The sequence below is a fragment of the Kosakonia oryzendophytica genome (assembly GCF_900094925.1).
Lineage (GTDB): Bacteria > Pseudomonadota > Gammaproteobacteria > Enterobacterales > Enterobacteriaceae > Kosakonia > Kosakonia oryzendophytica.
The window spans coordinates 1-15,631 of record NZ_FMAY01000004.1 but is presented as its reverse complement, the minus strand read 5'-3'; the positions used below and the strand labels follow the sequence as shown (position 1 = coordinate 15,631).

General features: G+C 51.2%; 14 protein-coding genes. 9 read left to right on the top strand and 5 right to left on the bottom strand.

Annotated features, from left to right (window positions below; all coding sequences use genetic code 11):
* Positions 1–32: 32 nt before the first annotated feature.
* On the bottom strand, positions 33–248 hold the full coding sequence (locus tag GA0061071_RS23270) for a hypothetical protein (protein WP_139109647.1): 216 nt from the start codon (positions 246–248) through the stop codon (positions 33–35).
* Positions 249–287: 39 nt separating this feature from the next.
* Between GA0061071_RS23270 and GA0061071_RS08195 the strand changes: the two genes are divergently transcribed.
* Positions 288–1,436 (top strand): MFS transporter, encoded by a 1,149-nt coding sequence (locus tag GA0061071_RS08195; protein WP_061494670.1) that lies wholly within the window; start codon positions 288–290, stop codon positions 1,434–1,436.
* 62 nt (positions 1,437–1,498) lie between these two features.
* On the opposite strand, the gene pflA is transcribed toward GA0061071_RS08195, so the two are convergent.
* From pflA to ycaO, 4 genes are all read right to left on the bottom strand, one after another.
* On the bottom strand, positions 1,499–2,239 hold the full coding sequence (gene pflA, locus GA0061071_RS08190) for a pyruvate formate lyase 1-activating protein (protein ID WP_061494671.1): 741 nt from the start codon (positions 2,237–2,239) through the stop codon (positions 1,499–1,501).
* 192 nt (positions 2,240–2,431) lie between these two features.
* The gene (pflB, locus tag GA0061071_RS08185; protein WP_061494672.1) at positions 2,432–4,714 is read right to left on the bottom strand and encodes a formate C-acetyltransferase; all 2,283 of its coding nucleotides are present in this window, start codon (positions 4,712–4,714) and stop codon (positions 2,432–2,434) included.
* Positions 4,715–4,765: 51 nt separating this feature from the next.
* On the bottom strand, positions 4,766–5,623 hold the full coding sequence (gene focA / locus GA0061071_RS08180) for a formate transporter FocA (protein ID WP_061494673.1): 858 nt from the start codon (positions 5,621–5,623) through the stop codon (positions 4,766–4,768).
* 405 nt (positions 5,624–6,028) lie between these two features.
* Entirely contained in the window at positions 6,029–7,789 is a 1,761-nt protein-coding gene (gene ycaO, locus GA0061071_RS08175; protein ID WP_088237202.1) for a 30S ribosomal protein S12 methylthiotransferase accessory factor YcaO, read from the bottom strand.
* 138 nt (positions 7,790–7,927) lie between these two features.
* On the opposite strand from ycaO, the gene GA0061071_RS08170 reads away from it, so the two are divergent.
* The 8 genes from GA0061071_RS08170 to tnpA form a co-directional block, all read left to right on the top strand.
* On the top strand, positions 7,928–8,620 hold the full coding sequence (locus tag GA0061071_RS08170; protein ID WP_088237194.1) for a DUF421 domain-containing protein: 693 nt from the start codon (positions 7,928–7,930) through the stop codon (positions 8,618–8,620).
* A gap of 162 nt (positions 8,621–8,782) precedes the next feature.
* On the top strand, positions 8,783–9,868 hold the full coding sequence (gene serC / locus GA0061071_RS08165; protein WP_061494675.1) for a 3-phosphoserine/phosphohydroxythreonine transaminase: 1,086 nt from the start codon (positions 8,783–8,785) through the stop codon (positions 9,866–9,868).
* Positions 9,869–9,942: 74 nt separating this feature from the next.
* Positions 9,943–11,226, top strand: a complete 1,284-nt coding sequence (gene aroA / locus GA0061071_RS08160; RefSeq protein WP_061494676.1) for a 3-phosphoshikimate 1-carboxyvinyltransferase — start codon at positions 9,943–9,945, stop codon at positions 11,224–11,226.
* 138 nt (positions 11,227–11,364) lie between these two features.
* Positions 11,365–12,129, top strand: coding sequence for a metalloprotease LoiP (gene loiP, locus GA0061071_RS08155; RefSeq protein ID WP_061499945.1), 765 nt, complete (start codon positions 11,365–11,367; stop codon positions 12,127–12,129).
* Between the two features lie 171 nt (positions 12,130–12,300).
* Positions 12,301–12,984: a (d)CMP kinase gene (cmk, locus tag GA0061071_RS08145; protein WP_061494677.1), complete on the top strand. Its 684-nt coding sequence runs from the start codon at positions 12,301–12,303 to the stop codon at positions 12,982–12,984.
* A gap of 113 nt (positions 12,985–13,097) precedes the next feature.
* Positions 13,098–14,771 (top strand): 30S ribosomal protein S1, encoded by a 1,674-nt coding sequence (rpsA, locus tag GA0061071_RS08140; protein WP_017456188.1) that lies wholly within the window; start codon positions 13,098–13,100, stop codon positions 14,769–14,771.
* Positions 14,772–14,946: 175 nt separating this feature from the next.
* Positions 14,947–15,231 (top strand): integration host factor subunit beta, encoded by a 285-nt coding sequence (gene ihfB, locus GA0061071_RS08135; protein ID WP_007374142.1) that lies wholly within the window; start codon positions 14,947–14,949, stop codon positions 15,229–15,231.
* A gap of 179 nt (positions 15,232–15,410) precedes the next feature.
* A partial coding sequence (gene tnpA / locus GA0061071_RS08130) for an IS200/IS605 family transposase (protein ID WP_139109650.1) occupies positions 15,411–15,631 on the top strand: 221 nt, incomplete at its 3' end.

Genomic DNA, 15,631 nt, shown 5'->3' with positions numbered 1-15,631 from the left:
GACGTTCCTGAAAAGCGCCTGCGGGCGCTTTTTTACTGCCTCTTTTCAGCGACTTCAGCTGAAAAATCACCATGAATTTTTTCGACTGACAATTCTATCTTATCCAAGGAATAGTCTTTCATAATCAACCGACTGAAACGGTTTTTTATCGTGTAGCCACGGCGCTGGATAAGTTTTATCAATCGTCGTGGTGCAAAACGTGTCTGCCCCGAAAAACAGCGGATTGACAATGTTTTTGCCAGTGGCATGATGCGCACGACTTCTGAACTTCCTCACGGTTTTTATCCATGTCCACCTATACCCGGCCAGTGCTGTTATTGCTCTGTGGCCTGATGCTATTGACGCTGGCGATCGCAACGCTGAATACGCTCGTGCCGCTTTGGCTCGCCCATGAAGATCTGCCAACCTGGCAGGTGGGTATGGTCGGCTCCTCTTACTTCACCGGTAACCTGTTGGGCACGTTGCTGACAGGACGTTTGATCCGCCGTCTGGGGTTTAACCGCAGCTATTACATTGCATCGCTGATTTTTGCCGCCGGGTGTATCGGGCTGGGGCTGATGGTAGGCTTCTGGAGTTGGATGGTCTGGCGTTTTATTGCGGGTGTGGGCTGTGCAATGATTTGGGTGGTGGTTGAAAGCGGGCTGATGTGCAGCGGCACGTCACGCAATCGCGGTCGCCTGCTGGCTGCATATATGATGGTTTACTACGTGGGTACAGTGCTGGGCCAACTGATGGTCAGCAAACTGCCGACGGAGCTGATGAGTGTGCTGCCCTGGACCACCGGACTGGTGCTGGCGGCGATTTTGCCTCTGCTGTTTACCCGTATTGTGAATCAACAAAGTGAAGAACAGGGCACCGCGTCGGTATGGCCGATGTTGCGCCTGCGCCAGGCGCGGCTGGGCGTGAATGGCTGCATTATCTCCGGGATTATCCTTGGTTCGCTGTACGGTCTGATGCCGCTTTATCTTGCGCACCAGGGGATTAGCGATTCAGGAATCGGTTTCTGGATGGCGTTGCTGGTCAGCGCCGGTATTGTAGGGCAGTGGCCAATTGGTCGCCTGGCGGATCGTTTTGGCCGTTTGCTGGTGCTACGTGTGCAGGTGTTTGTGGTAATCATTGGCTGTTTTGCCATGCTAAGCAATGCAGCAATGGCTCCCGCGCTGTTTGTGCTCGGCACGGCGGGTTTTACGCTCTATCCGGTTGCAATGGCCTGGGCCTGCGAAAAAGTTGAACACCACCAACTGGTTGCCATGAATCAGGCGTTGCTGCTGAGCTATACCATTGGCAGTCTGCTTGGCCCGACGTTGACCGCGTTGCTGATGCAAAGTTATTCCGATAGCCTGCTGTTTATCATGATTGCGGGGGTGTCGTTTATCTATCTGATGATGCTGATGCGCAAAGCAGGTCATCATCCGACGCCGGTGGCGCATGCCTGATTACCAGAGATAAAAAAGCCGCGACATGACGTTGCGGCTTTTTTTGGGGATGTAATCGTGACTCAGTACATCACTTTGTGACCGTACTGTTCCAGTATACCCTTGACGCGTTCCATGGTCTCTTTTTTCGGCGGCTTCACGCCATCCAGTTTGTACTCTTCGCCCATCGCCACCCATTTATGTTTACCCAGCTCGTGATAGGGCAGCAGCTCAATTTTCTCAACATTGCCCATGTCGCGGGTAAACTCACCCAGGCGGTGAGCAGAGTCATCATCATCTGACCAACCCGGCACCACGACGTAACGGATCCACACGTTGATATTTTTCTTCGACAGATACTGTGCGAACTCGAGCGTACGATGGTTAGAGACGCCAACCAGGTTCTGGTGGATCTCATCGTTCATTTGCTTCAGGTCGAGCATGACCAGGTCGGTCACTTCCAGCAGCTCGTCAATCACCGGATCGTAACGGCGAACAAAACCGTTGGTGTCCAGACAGGTATGAATGCCTTCCTTCTTGCAGGCGCGGAACCAATCACGGACAAATTCTGCCTGCAGGATAGCCTCGCCGCCGGATGCGGTTACGCCGCCTCCGGACGCATTCATAAAGTGGCGGTAGGTAACGACATCGCTCATCAGATCTTCAACGGTGATTTCTTTCCCGCCATGCGTATCCCAAGTATCGCGGTTATGGCAGTAGAGGCAGCGCATCAGGCAGCCCTGGAAAAAGGTAATAAAGCGGATGCCCGGGCCGTCGACCGTGCCGCAGGATTCAAAGGAGTGAATGCGACCAATAACTGACATTGCGGTGTTTTCTCCAGATATGGCCCATCCGGGGCCTGTGTCTGCGCAGTTTGATTCCTTCTGCGCTAAGTCTGTTTTGGCGGGTATCCTGGGGAGAGATGCCCGCCAAAGCACACTTCAGGTGTTAAAAAGGCCCCACTTGCGTGGAGCCTTTAGTATACGCTTTTTACTTCGCGATTTCAGTCAATACCATTACATGGTCTGAGTGAAAGTACGGGTAATAACGTCCTGCTGCTGTTCTTTAGTCAGGGAGTTAAAACGTACTGCATAACCAGATACACGGATGGTCAGCTGCGGATATTTTTCCGGGTTTTCCATCGCGTCGAGCAGCATTTCGCGGTTCATCACGTTTACGTTCAGGTGCTGACCACCTTCGATGGACGCTTCATGGTGGAAATAACCATCCATCAGGCCAGCCAGGTTGGTTTTACGCACTTCGTCGTCTTTACCCAACGCATTCGGCACGATAGAGAAGGTGTAAGAGATACCATCTTTAGCGTAAGCGAACGGCAGTTTAGCAACGGAGGTCAGAGAGGCGACAGCACCTTTCTGGTCACGACCGTGCATCGGGTTAGCACCCGGTCCGAACGGCGCGCCAGCACGACGACCGTCTGGGGTGTTACCGGTTTTCTTACCATACACTACGTTAGAGGTGATGGTCAGAACAGACTGAGTCGGGATAGCATTGCGGTAGGTGGTCAGTTTCTGAATTTTCTTCATGAAACGTTCAACCAGGTCAACAGCCATGTCATCAACGCGAGCGTCGTTGTTACCAAACTGCGGGTATTCGCCTTCGATTTCGAAGTCGATAGCCAGACCGTCTTCGTCACGAATCGGTTTAACTTTCGCGTATTTGATAGCAGACAGGGAGTCAGCAGCAACGGACAGACCCGCGATACCACATGCCATGGTACGGATAACGTCGCGATCGTGCAGCGCCATCAGAGAAGCTTCGTAGCTGTATTTGTCATGCATGTAGTGAATAACGTTCAGTGCAGTGACATACTGTTTAGCCAGCCAGTCCATGAAGTGATCCATACGATCCATAACTTCATCAAACTTCAGCACGTCGCCTTTGATTGGTTCAGTTTTCGGACCAACCTGCATTTTCAGTTTTTCATCAACACCGCCGTTGATTGCATACAGCATGGTTTTCGCCAGGTTAGCACGAGCACCAAAGAACTGCATTTGTTTACCCACAACCATCGGGCTCACGCAGCAAGCAATTGCGTAGTCATCGTTGTTGAAGTCCGGACGCATCAGATCGTCGTTCTCGTATTGCAGAGAAGAGGTATCGATGGAGACTTTAGCAGCGAATTTTTTGAAGTTCAGCGGCAGTTTTTCAGACCACAGAACAGTGATGTTCGGCTCCGGAGACGGCCCCATGGTGTACAGGGTGTTCAGGAAACGGAAGCTGTTTTTGGAAACCAGAGTACGGCCATCAACGCCCATACCGCCGATTGATTCAGTTGCCCAAATCGGGTCGCCAGAGAACAGTTCATCATACTCAGGGGTACGCAGGAAGCGAACCATACGCAGTTTCATAACCAGGTGGTCAATCATTTCCTGCGCGTCTTGTTCAGTGATTTTGCCTGCTTTCAGGTCACGTTCGATGTACACGTCCAGGAAGGTAGATACGCGACCGAAGGACATTGCAGCGCCGTTCTGAGACTTAACAGCGGCCAGGTAGCCGAAGTAGGTCCACTGGATAGCTTCCTGAGCGTTGGTTGCCGGACCAGAGATATCGCAGCCGTATTTAGCGGCCATCTCTTTGATCTGACCCAGTGCGCGATGCTGTTCAGCGATCTCTTCGCGCAGACGGATAGTCGCTTCCAGGTTAACGCCATTTTCCATGTCAGACTGCAGGGACAGGAACTGAGCGTATTTGTCTTTCATCAGGAAGTCGATACCGTACAGCGCAACGCGACGGTAGTCACCGATGATACGACCACGGCCATAGGCATCCGGCAGACCAGTCAGAACGCCAGATTTACGGCAGTTCAGGATGTCTTTGGTGTAAACATCAAATACACCCTGGTTATGAGTTTTGCGGTATTCGGTGAAGATTTTTTTCAGCGCAGGATCCAGCTCGCGGTTGTACGCTTTGCAAGAACCTTCGACCATTTTGATCCCGCCAAACGGGATGATGGCGCGTTTCAGTGGAGCTTCGGTTTGCAGACCAACGATTTTCTCCAGCGCTTTGTTGATGTAGCCAGCGTCGTGAGAAGTGATGGTAGAGGCAACGGAGGTGTCGAAATCAACTGGCGCATGAGTGCGGTTTTCCAGTTTAACGCCTTCCATTACTTTGTCCCACAGCTTGGTGGTCGCTTCAGTTGCGCCAGCCAGGAAGGACTCGTCGCCTTCGTACGGGGTGTAGTTTTTCTGGATAAAGTCGCGTACGTTTACTGCATTCTGCCAATCGCCTTTTGTAAAACCTTCCCAGGCTGTGGCTAATTTTTCATTAAGCTCGGACATGTAACACCTACCTTCTTAAGTGGATTTTTTATTTACTGCCTGAAACAACCATTAATGATGATCGTTGCCACGCAGGTAAATGACCCAGTATGTCAACCCGACTAATAACCCTCCACCTATGATATTCCCGATTGTTACAGGGATCAGGTTATCGGTGATGAAATTCGCAATAGTCAGATGAGAAAAACTTTCCGGGCTGGAACCAACTGCGGTCCAGAACTCCGGGCTCGCAAAGTTGCGGATTACGATACCCATCGGGATCATAAACATGTTTGCAATGCTGTGCTCAAAACCGCTGGCGACAAACATCGCAACCGGCAGCACCATAATCATTGCCTTATCCATCAGGCTGCGGCCGGAATAACTCATCCACACAGCCAAACAGACCATCAGGTTCGCCAGAATACCCAGCGCAACAGCTTCAACAAATGTATGGTGCAGCTTGTGGTCGGCAGTTTGCAGCACATTCATGCCCCAACCGCCATTGGCGACCATATACTCGCCAGACAACCACATTAACAGCACAAACAGCAGTGCGCCCACCAGGTTGCCGACATAGACGTTCACCCAGTTACGGGCCAGTTGCCCCCAGGTGATACGCCCACTGGCTTTCGCTACCACAATCAGTACGGTGGATGTAAAAAGATCAGCACCGCAGATGATGCAAAGGATCAACCCCAGTGAGAAGCAGATACCACCAATCAGTTTAGCAATACCGAACGGCATCGTCGCTGTACCGGTGGTAGCAGTGATATAGAAAACAAAAGCAATGGAGATAAACACACCTGCGGTGATCGCAAGGTAGAAAGTCTTAAGCGGATGTTTAGTCGCTTTATAGACACCAGCTTCTTCGGCAACTTTCGCCATCTCTGCTGGAAGAATAAGATCAAAAGGGTTGTCAGCTTTCACACTAACTCTCTCTTTATTAAGTCGGCGACGAGATACTAACAAAGCATTATAGAAGAGAATTTGATATGGATCATATCTCGCCTGGCTTATAGGACCGCAAAGCGCGTGGTTTTTCTACGAATGCGGAGTAACTTGTTGATTATCAAAATAAAAATAAAGTTTAAAAGTTGCAAAAAGAGTTGAATTTTTTTATGACGCCTCCCAAAAAACAGTTAATTAAAATGGAGTAATTGCCATAAGAAGTAACAATATTAGATTGGGAGGATATTAATATTTACCCATATTTAACCTAAATATTACAACTGGCCGTCATTGCCAAAAAATAAATAAAACGGGGCAATGAAATTGCCCCGTAATATAGCGTAGACCCGTCATTAAGCCTACAGATTGTCGCACTACTTGTCGTTATTTCGACCAGAACGCCGTTTTCGCGCGTTGTAATTTTTCGTAAGCTGCTAACAAAGACTGATGTGCCGGGAAAGCTTTCAGCGTACCGTCAGCCGGCTGCAGGTCGTAAAATGGTGCTTCACCGCTCAGCGCCGCACTGGCGGCTTCGACAGCTTGCGCACCGTACATGCGCACAAACGCATTCAGGTATTGTAGCGGTTGGCGCTCCTCTTCCTGAGCCAGCAATAACAAGGTTTGCAGGCAACGGTAATAGTTTGCCCGCTCAGCACTGAAGATGGAGGCGTTAAATTCCATCGTCCACTCGGTCCAGGTCAGCGCCTGATCCAGGTCGCCGCCCGCCAGCGCCAGCATTGCTTTCAGCTCGCCAATACGCAGGGTGTACCAGCCATTATCTTTCCCGGTAGCCAGACCCAGTAGTTCACGCACGCGGGTAAAGTCGTCATGACCTTCATCATCCAGTTGCGCGATAAGGTTGAGGTAATCCTCTTTATCCCACTCACTGCCGGGCAGGGAGAGAATCGTTTCGCGCAGATGGCTACCCATGGTGTTGTTGGCCAGCCACAGATCTTCCGCCGGGTAAATATCCGACATGCCTGGCACCAGGATACGGCAGGCATAAACACCCAGATGTTCGTAGTCAGCAATATAAACTTCTTTATCTTCCGCCTTGAAGATGGCCATCAGGGTGGCGAACTCTTCTTCAGTGGTGCCGGCGAAGCTCCAGTCAACAAACGGATAATCCGCATCCTGTTTAAACAGATCCCATGAGATGAGACCACTGGAGTCAATAAAGTGGGTTTCGAGGTTGGCGTGCTCAGCCACTTCTTCATCATCAAAGGTCGGTGGGGTGAACACATCGAGATCTTTCAGACCTCGGCCTTGCAGAAGCTCGGTAACGGTACGTTCCAGCGCGACGCCGAAATCAGGATGCGCGCCAAAAGAGGCAAAGCAGGTACCGTTGGCCGGGTTAAACAGTACCACGCAGATAACCGGGTATTTACCGCCGAGCGAGCCGTCATAAGCGAAAATCGGGAAACCTTCTGCTTCCAGTTTTGCAATAGCCTCAACAACGCCCGGGTAACGTGCCAGTACCTCTTGCGGAATCTCCGGCAGGCTAATGCTCTCGGCAATAATGCGGTTTTTAATATGACGCTCAAACACTTCCGACAGTCCCTGAACACGGGCTTCATTACGCGTGTTGCCGGCTGACATACCGTTAGACACATACAGGTTGCCAACGATATTCATCGGAATATAGACCGTTTGCTCATCAGACTGGCGGGTAAACGGTAGGGCACAGATACCGCGCTCGTCGTTACCGGATTGCAAATCAACCAGCATGCCTGCGGTCAGTGCGTTTTCCGGATCGTAGTAGGCGCGCAGGCGTGCATCGAGAATACCTTCCGGCAGGCTGTCATCTTCCGACAGTGGGAACCATTTTTCATTAGGGTAATGAACGAACGGCCCCTGCGCGATAGCGTCGCCCAGCCAGAAGTCTGCAAAAAAGTAGTTTGTGGACAGACGTTCGAAGTACTCACCCAGTGCAGAGGCCAGTGCTGCTTTTTTGGTGGCACCTTTGCCGTTGGTGAAACACAGCGCACACTCTTTATCGCGAATATGCACAGACCAGACGTTGGGTACCGGGTTCAGCCAGGAGGCCTCTTCAATGTTAAAACCGAGATCGGTGAGCTTTTGCTGAAAGCGAGCGATGGAGTCTTCCAGCGCGGCATCTTTGCCGGGAATAAATGTTTGAGTCATGACGGTCACTTTTTTCGTACGTAAAGCGCGCAATGATACGGGTTTTACATGACTGGCGCTATCTTCCCCATTAGTCCGGCGAAAATAAAACTTCTGACTATGCTTATGAAAAGTAATTGACTGTTCAGGCATAAAAAAATGAAAGCGTTTGACCTGCACCGGATGGCCCTCGACAAGGTACCCCTTGATTTTCTGTGGGAAGTCGCGCTGCGTAGCCTCTATACCTTTGTTTTAGTCTTCTTATTTCTCAAAATCACCGGCCGGCGCGGCGTACGGCAGATGTCGTTATTTGAAGTCCTCATTATTCTGACGCTGGGATCGGCTGCGGGCGATGTGGCCTTCTACGATGATGTCCCTATGCTGCCCGTACTCGTGGTGTTTATTACACTGGGTATGCTTTACCGACTGGTCATGTGGGTGATGTCGCACAGTGAAAAACTGGAAGATTTGCTGGAAGGCAAACCGGTGGTGATTGTCAAAGATGGCGAGCTGGCGTGGGAGAAATTACACGAGGAGAATCTGACTGAATTTGAATTCTTTATGGAATTACGCACCAACGGTGTTGACCAGTTAGGACAGGTCCGCCTGGCGATTATGGAAACGAATGGGCAACTTAGCGTGTACTACTTTACCGATGACGAGGTCAAACCCGGCTTGTGCATTCTGCCGGAAGGCTGTAGTGAACGCTTTAAAAAGGCCCCTGAAGAGGGAGACTATGTTTGCGTGCGTTGCAGCAAAATTGTTCCGCTTCGGGCGGGTGAAGAGAAAATCTGCCCGCGCTGCGCAAATCCGGAATGGTCAAAGGCCAGTCGGGCAATTCGGGTCACATAACAGGGTTTTTATCGGGTCTCCGTAAGCAATGCAAAACAATCTGCTATGTGATTTGGCGCACAACTTCCCCCCCGCGCCTATTACCCGTTGCGGCGCGTGGCGCTGAATGATAAAACCGATGTCACAGGAATAACTTATTGCTTTATAGCGTGGTGAGGGGAAATGACTCAGGTCTTCAATTTTAGTTCTGGTCCGGCAATGTTACCGGCGGATGTGCTCAAACAGGCGCAACAAGAACTGTGCGACTGGCAAGGGCTTGGTACATCGGTGATGGAAATTAGCCATCGTGGTAAAGAGTTTATCCATGTGGCGGAAGAAGCAGAAAAGGATTTTCGCGACCTGCTGAATATTCCCTCCAACTATAAGGTTCTGTTCTGTCATGGCGGTGGTCGCGGTCAGTTTGCAGGCGTCCCTCTGAACCTGCTGGGTGAGAAAACCACAGCGGATTATGTGGATGCTGGCTACTGGGCGGCGAGCGCAGTAAAAGAAGCGAAAAAATACTGCGTACCTAACGTTATCGACGCCAAAATCACTGTTGATGGTTTACGTGCGGTAAAACCGATGCGTGACTGGCAACTGAGCGATAATGCTGCTTATCTGCATTACTGCCCGAACGAAACGATTGACGGTATTGCCATCGACGAAACGCCGGATTTTGGCGACGTTGTTGTCGCTGCGGATTTCTCCTCAACGATTCTGTCGCGCCAGATTGATGTTAGCCGTTTCGGTGTGATCTACGCGGGTGCGCAGAAAAACATCGGCCCGGCGGGGTTGACGCTGGTGATTGTACGTGAAGATCTGCTGGGTAAAGCGCACGCGTCCTGCCCATCCATTCTTGATTACAGCGTGCTGAACGAAAACGACTCCATGTTTAACACACCGCCGACTTTTGCCTGGTATCTTTCAGGTCTGGTGTTTAAGTGGCTGAAAAAGCAAGGTGGCGTGGCTGCAATGGATAAACTCAATCAGCAAAAAGCCGAGTTGCTTTATGGCGTGATTGATAACAGCGGTTTCTACCGTAACGATGTCGCAAAAGCGAACCGTTCCCGCATGAATGTGCCTTTCCAGTTGGCAGACAGTGCGCTGGATAAGGTCTTCCTTGAAGAGTCATTCGCCGCAGGTTTGCATGCGTTGAAAGGCCACCGCGTTGTGGGAGGCATGCGTGCCTCTATTTATAACGCGATGCCTCTGGCGGGTGTACAGGCGCTGACTGATTTTATGGTCGATTTCGAACGTCGCCACGGTTAATCATCGACCTGTTTTAACGCACCCCCGTAGTTGGACTGCGGGGGTTTTATTCTGTTTGTTGAGAGTGAAGTTTCATGGAATCCCTGACGTTACAACCCATCGCGCGGGTAGATGGCACCATTAATCTGCCTGGTTCAAAGAGTGTCTCAAACCGCGCTTTGTTGCTTGCTGCATTCGCTCATGGCACGACCGTTCTGACGAACCTGCTGGACAGTGACGATGTGCGCCATATGCTGAATGCCCTCAGCGCGCTGGGAGTTCATTACACTTTATCTGCCGATCGCACCCGTTGCGAAGTGACCGGTGTCGGTGGCCCCCTGCATTCCGCAGAAAAACTGGAGTTGTTCCTTGGCAACGCCGGTACTGCCATGCGCCCACTGGCGGCGGCACTGTGCCTGGGTACCAATGAGTTGGTGCTGACTGGCGAACCGCGCATGAAAGAACGGCCAATCGGCCATCTGGTTGATGCGTTACGTCAGGGCGGCGCGCAGATTGATTACCTTGAGCAGGAAAATTATCCTCCACTGCGCCTGCGTGGTGGTTTTACCGGCGGCGATGTGAGTGTTGATGGCAGTGTTTCCAGCCAGTTTTTAACCGCGCTGTTGATGACTGCGCCGCTGGCCCCGCAAGATACGATCATCACCATCAAAGGCGAACTGGTTTCCAAACCCTATATCGACATCACATTGCACCTGATGAAGACCTTCGGTGTTAACGTTGAAAACCAGCAGTACCAGCGTTTTGTGGTGCGTGGTGGGCAACACTATCAGTCACCAGGTCACTATCTGGTGGAAGGGGATGCCTCATCTGCCTCTTATTTCCTTGCCGCCGCGGCAATAAAAGGCGGCACAGTGAAAGTGACCGGCATTGGCCGCAACAGTGTGCAGGGGGATATCCGCTTTGCCGATGTGCTGGAAAAAATGGGCGCGACGATTGTCTGGGGTGATGATTACATTGCCTGTACGCATGGTGAGCTGAACGCTATCGACATGGATATGAACCATATTCCGGATGCGGCAATGACCATTGCCACGACGGCGCTGTTTGCTAACGGGACGACGACGCTGCGCAACATCTATAACTGGCGTGTGAAAGAGACAGACCGTTTGTTTGCGATGACAACAGAGCTGCGTAAAGTGGGTGCCGAAGTCGAAGAGGGCGAAGACTATATTCGCGTTACGCCGCCAGCAAAATTGCAGTTTGCGGAAATTGGCACCTATAACGACCACCGTATGGCGATGTGCTTCTCGCTGGTGGCGCTGTCGGATACGCCCGTGACCATCCTCGACCCGAAATGCACAGCCAAAACCTTCCCGGACTACTTCGAACAGTTAGCCCGTATTAGTACCCTCGCCTGATAACATTTACCCGCCCTGCGCAGGCATCGCAGGGCGGATTTACCCGCTATTGTTGAGAGTGTCGACAACCTTCTTCGCCATGTTACTATCTGCCCGGGACTATTCCCGATGATTCAATTAGATAAACATGGACTGTCTATGAAAAAAACAATGATTTTTAGCTGCCTGGTGGCGGCAACTCTGGTCTCTGGTTGTAAAAACATGGGTGGCATTAACGCAGAAGCGTTAACCAAATCCGGTATGTCAGCATACAAAGCGGCGACGCTCAGCGATGCCGACGTGAAGGCGCTCTCAGAGAAGTCTTGCGCGGAGATGGATAAACAGAACAATCTGGCCCCGGCATCCAGTACCTATGCGAAGCGCCTCGACAAAATCGCAAAAGCGCTGGGTAACAATATCGATGGCACGCCAGTAACCTACAAAGTTTATATGACGAAAGAGGTTAACGCGTGGGCAATGGCGAACGGTTGCATTCGCGTGTACAGCGGTCTCATGGATATGATGACGGACAATGAAGTCGAAGCTGTACTGGGCCATGAAATGGGGCACGTTGCCCTGGGTCATAGCCGCAAAGCAATGCAGACGGCGTATGCGACACTGGCTGCCCGTGATGCCATCTCCGCCAGCAGCGCGGCAGGCGCACAACTCTCCCAGTCTCAGCTTGGTGACCTGGCGGAGAATATGGTGAATTCTGCCTTCTCCCGCACTCAGGAATCCGCTGCGGACGATTTCTCTTACGATTTGCTGAAAAAACGTAATATCAGCCGTCAGGGATTAGTCACCAGCTTTGAAAAACTGGCGAAGTTGGATGCGGGTTCGGAGAAATCGATGTTTGATTCCCATCCGCCGTCAACTGAGCGCGCGCAGCATATCCGCGAGCGCATTGCTGCAGATAAAAAGTAACCCCATTCCTGTCTGTGCCGGGCTGATGCGAATCAGCCCGTTTCCTGCACAATTCTTCTACACTCAGCTTCATATATTCGGTTATTCGCACGCGGGAGTAACGATCGTGCGCATTGCCGCGTATAATGCGCGGCGTTTATGTAACGGTATGCCCTGATTAAGGAGATGAAGATGACGGCAATTGCCCCGGTAATTACCATTGATGGGCCGAGCGGTGCGGGAAAAGGCACCCTTTGCAAGGCAATGGCGGAAGCGTTGCAGTGGCATCTGTTGGACTCCGGCGCCATTTATCGTGTGCTGGCGTTGGCCGCGCTACATCACCATGTTGATGTGACCTCTGAAGAGGTACTGGTTCCTCTGGCGGCGCATCTTGATGTGCGTTTTGTCTCGACCAACGGCAATCTGGAAGTGATTCTGGAAGGCGAAGATGTGAGTGGTGAAATTCGCACTCAGGACGTGGCGAATGCGGCATCGCAAGTGGCGGCATTCCCGCGCGTGCGTGAGGCGTTATTGCGTCGCCAACGCGCGTTTCGCGAAGCGCCGGGTCTTATCGCCGATGGGCGTGATATGGGCACCGTTGTTTTTCCCGATGCGCCAGTGAAAATTTTCCTTGACGCCTCCTCTGAAGAACGTGCGCACCGCCGTATGCTGCAGTTGCAGGAGAAGGGCTTTAGTGTTAACTTTGAACGCCTTTTGGCCGAGATCAAAGAACGTGACGATCGCGATCGTAATCGCCCTGTTGCGCCGTTAGTGCCTGCTGCCGATGCTTTAGTACTGGATTCAACCCGTTTAAGTATTGAGCAAGTGATTGAGAAAGCGCTACAATATGCTCGCCAAAAATTGGCCCTCGCATAATTGCGACCGAATTTGCAGTACCCCCGTTGCAATGGAATGACAGCGGGTATGTTAAACAACCCCATCCGGCACGGAGCCAGGTGGACGTTAAATATGAAACCTGAAGATTAAACATGACTGAATCTTTTGCTCAACTGTTTGAAGAATCCTTAAAAGAAATCGAAACCCGCCCGGGTTCCATTGTTCGCGGTGTTGTTGTTGCTATCGACAAAGATGTAGTACTGGTTGACGCCGGTCTGAAATCTGAGTCCGCCATTCCGGCTGAGCAGTTCAAAAACGCCCAGGGCGAGCTGGAAATCCAGGTTGGTGACGAAGTTGACGTTGCTCTGGATGCAGTAGAAGACGGCTTCGGTGAAACCCTGCTGTCCCGTGAAAAAGCTAAACGTCACGAAGCTTGGATCACGCTGGAAAAAGCTTACGAAGACGCTGAAACTGTTACCGGTGTTATCAACGGCAAAGTTAAAGGTGGCTTCACTGTTGAGCTGAACGGTATTCGTGCGTTCCTGCCAGGTTCTCTGGTAGACGTTCGTCCGGTCCGTGACACTCTGCACCTGGAAGGCAAAGAGCTTGAATTCAAAGTAATCAAGCTTGACCAGAAGCGTAACAACGTTGTTGTTTCCCGTCGTGCGGTTATCGAATCCGAGAACAGCGCAGAACGCGATCAGCTGCTGGAAAACCTGCAGGAAGGCATGGAAGTTAAAGGTATCGTTAAGAACCTCACTGACTACGGTGCATTCGTTGATCTGGGCGGCGTTGACGGCCTGCTGCACATCACCGACATGGCATGGAAACGCGTTAAGCATCCGAGCGAAATCGTAAACGTTGGCGACGAAATCACTGTTAAAGTGCTGAAATTCGACCGCGAGCGTACTCGTGTATCTCTGGGCCTGAAACAGCTGGGCGAAGATCCGTGGGTGGCTATCGCTAAACGTTACCCGGAAGGCACCAAGCTGACTGGCCGCGTTACCAACCTGACCGACTACGGCTGCTTCGTTGAAATCGAAGAAGGCGTTGAAGGCCTGGTCCACGTTTCCGAAATGGATTGGACCAACAAAAACATCCACCCGTCCAAAGTTGTTAACGTTGGCGACGTAGTGGAAGTTATGGTTCTGGATATCGACGAAGAACGTCGTCGTATCTCCTTGGGTCTGAAACAGTGCAAATCCAACCCGTGGCAGCAGTTCGCTGAAACCCACAACAAGGGCGACCGCGTTGAAGGTAAAATCAAGTCTATCACTGACTTCGGTATCTTCATCGGCCTGGACGGCGGTATCGATGGCCTGGTTCACCTGTCTGACATCTCCTGGAACGTTGCAGGCGAAGAAGCAGTCCGTGAATACAAAAAAGGCGACGAAATCGCAGCCGTTGTTCTGCAGGTTGACGCAGAGCGTGAGCGTATCTCTCTGGGCGTTAAACAACTCGCAGAAGATCCGTTCAACAACTACGTTGCACTGAACAAGAAAGGCGCAATCGTAAACGGTAAAGTCACTGCAGTTGATGCTAAAGGCGCAACCGTAGAACTGGCTGACGGCGTTGAAGGTTACCTGCGCGCTTCTGAAGCTTCCCGTGACCGCGTTGAAGACGCAACTCTGGTTCTGAATGTTGGCGATGATGTTGAAGCTAAATTCACTGGCGTTGACCGTAAGAACCGCGTAGTTAGCCTGTCTGTTCGTGCGAAAGACGAAGCTGACGAGAAAGATGCAATCGCTTCTGTTAACAACAAACAGGAAGAAGGCAACTTCTCTAACGCTATGGCTGAAGCTTTCAAAGCAGCGAAAGGCGAGTAAGTTACTCCCTACTTTGCGGACTGTAGTGACGAAGTTAACGCACTGCGGTTCGCAGGGTGATGAGTTACTTGACAGATTGCAGGATTCGTCCTGTAATCAATGACAAAGGGCGGCTACGGCCGCCCTTGTTAAAGCTATTAAGCGAATTTTTGCCTTGAAGGAAACCGGAGGAATCATGACCAAGTCAGAATTGATCGAAAGACTTGCAAGCCAGCAATCGCATATTCCGGCAAAAGCCGTGGAAGATGCCGTAAAAGAGATGCTGGAGCATATGGCCTCTACTCTTGCCCAGGGTGAGCGCATTGAGATCCGCGGTTTCGGCAGTTTTTCTCTGCACTATCGTGCACCTCGCACCGGGCGTAACCCCAAAACAGGCGACAAAGTGGATCTGGAAGGAAAATATGTTCCCCACTTTAAACCGGGTAAAGAATTACGCGACCGCGCCAATATTTATGAATAAGTTTTAGCGAAGCGCTGAAGCTTAAACTGCAGAAAAGCACCGTCAGGGTGCTTTTTTGTTGTCACCCCTAAACCACCTCCTGGGGAGGTGGTGATTGATCCTGTAAGGCTATAGCCTGAAGAATGCCCATGCCGGAATATCTCTGCTTACTCACCACAAGTAAAAGGAGACAAACCGACATGGGGCTTTACAGGAGTTCATCACATGTATATTGGCGTTGTAAATACCACATAGTCTGGACGCCTAAGTACCGTTTCAGGATCCTGAAAGATAAGTTGGGCAAGGAACTTTACAGGACAATCTACATTCTCTGCGGAATAAAGGATTGTGAGGTTCTGGAGCTAAATGTTCAGCCAGATCATGTACATCTGGTCGTAATAGTCCCGCCGAAAATCTCGAT

Excerpts from the sequence above, each read along its gene's own strand:
- GA0061071_RS23270 (WP_139109647.1), bottom strand. The coding sequence starts at position 248 with ATGCCACTGGCAAAAACATTGTCAATCCGCTGTTTTTCGGGGCAGACA.
- GA0061071_RS08195 (WP_061494670.1), top strand. The coding sequence starts at position 288 with ATGTCCACCTATACCCGGCCAGTGCTGTTATTGCTCTGTGGCCTGATG.
- pflA (WP_061494671.1), bottom strand. The coding sequence starts at position 2,239 with ATGTCAGTTATTGGTCGCATTCACTCCTTTGAATCCTGCGGCACGGTC.
- pflB (WP_061494672.1), bottom strand. The coding sequence starts at position 4,714 with ATGTCCGAGCTTAATGAAAAATTAGCCACAGCCTGGGAAGGTTTTACA.
- ycaO (WP_088237202.1), bottom strand. The coding sequence starts at position 7,789 with ATGACTCAAACATTTATTCCCGGCAAAGATGCCGCGCTGGAAGACTCC.
- GA0061071_RS08170 (WP_088237194.1), top strand. The coding sequence starts at position 7,928 with ATGAAAGCGTTTGACCTGCACCGGATGGCCCTCGACAAGGTACCCCTT.
- serC (WP_061494675.1), top strand. The coding sequence starts at position 8,783 with ATGACTCAGGTCTTCAATTTTAGTTCTGGTCCGGCAATGTTACCGGCG.
- aroA (WP_061494676.1), top strand. The coding sequence starts at position 9,943 with ATGGAATCCCTGACGTTACAACCCATCGCGCGGGTAGATGGCACCATT.
- loiP (WP_061499945.1), top strand. The coding sequence starts at position 11,365 with ATGAAAAAAACAATGATTTTTAGCTGCCTGGTGGCGGCAACTCTGGTC.
- cmk (WP_061494677.1), top strand. The coding sequence starts at position 12,301 with ATGACGGCAATTGCCCCGGTAATTACCATTGATGGGCCGAGCGGTGCG.
- rpsA (WP_017456188.1), top strand. The coding sequence starts at position 13,098 with ATGACTGAATCTTTTGCTCAACTGTTTGAAGAATCCTTAAAAGAAATC.
- ihfB (WP_007374142.1), top strand. The coding sequence starts at position 14,947 with ATGACCAAGTCAGAATTGATCGAAAGACTTGCAAGCCAGCAATCGCAT.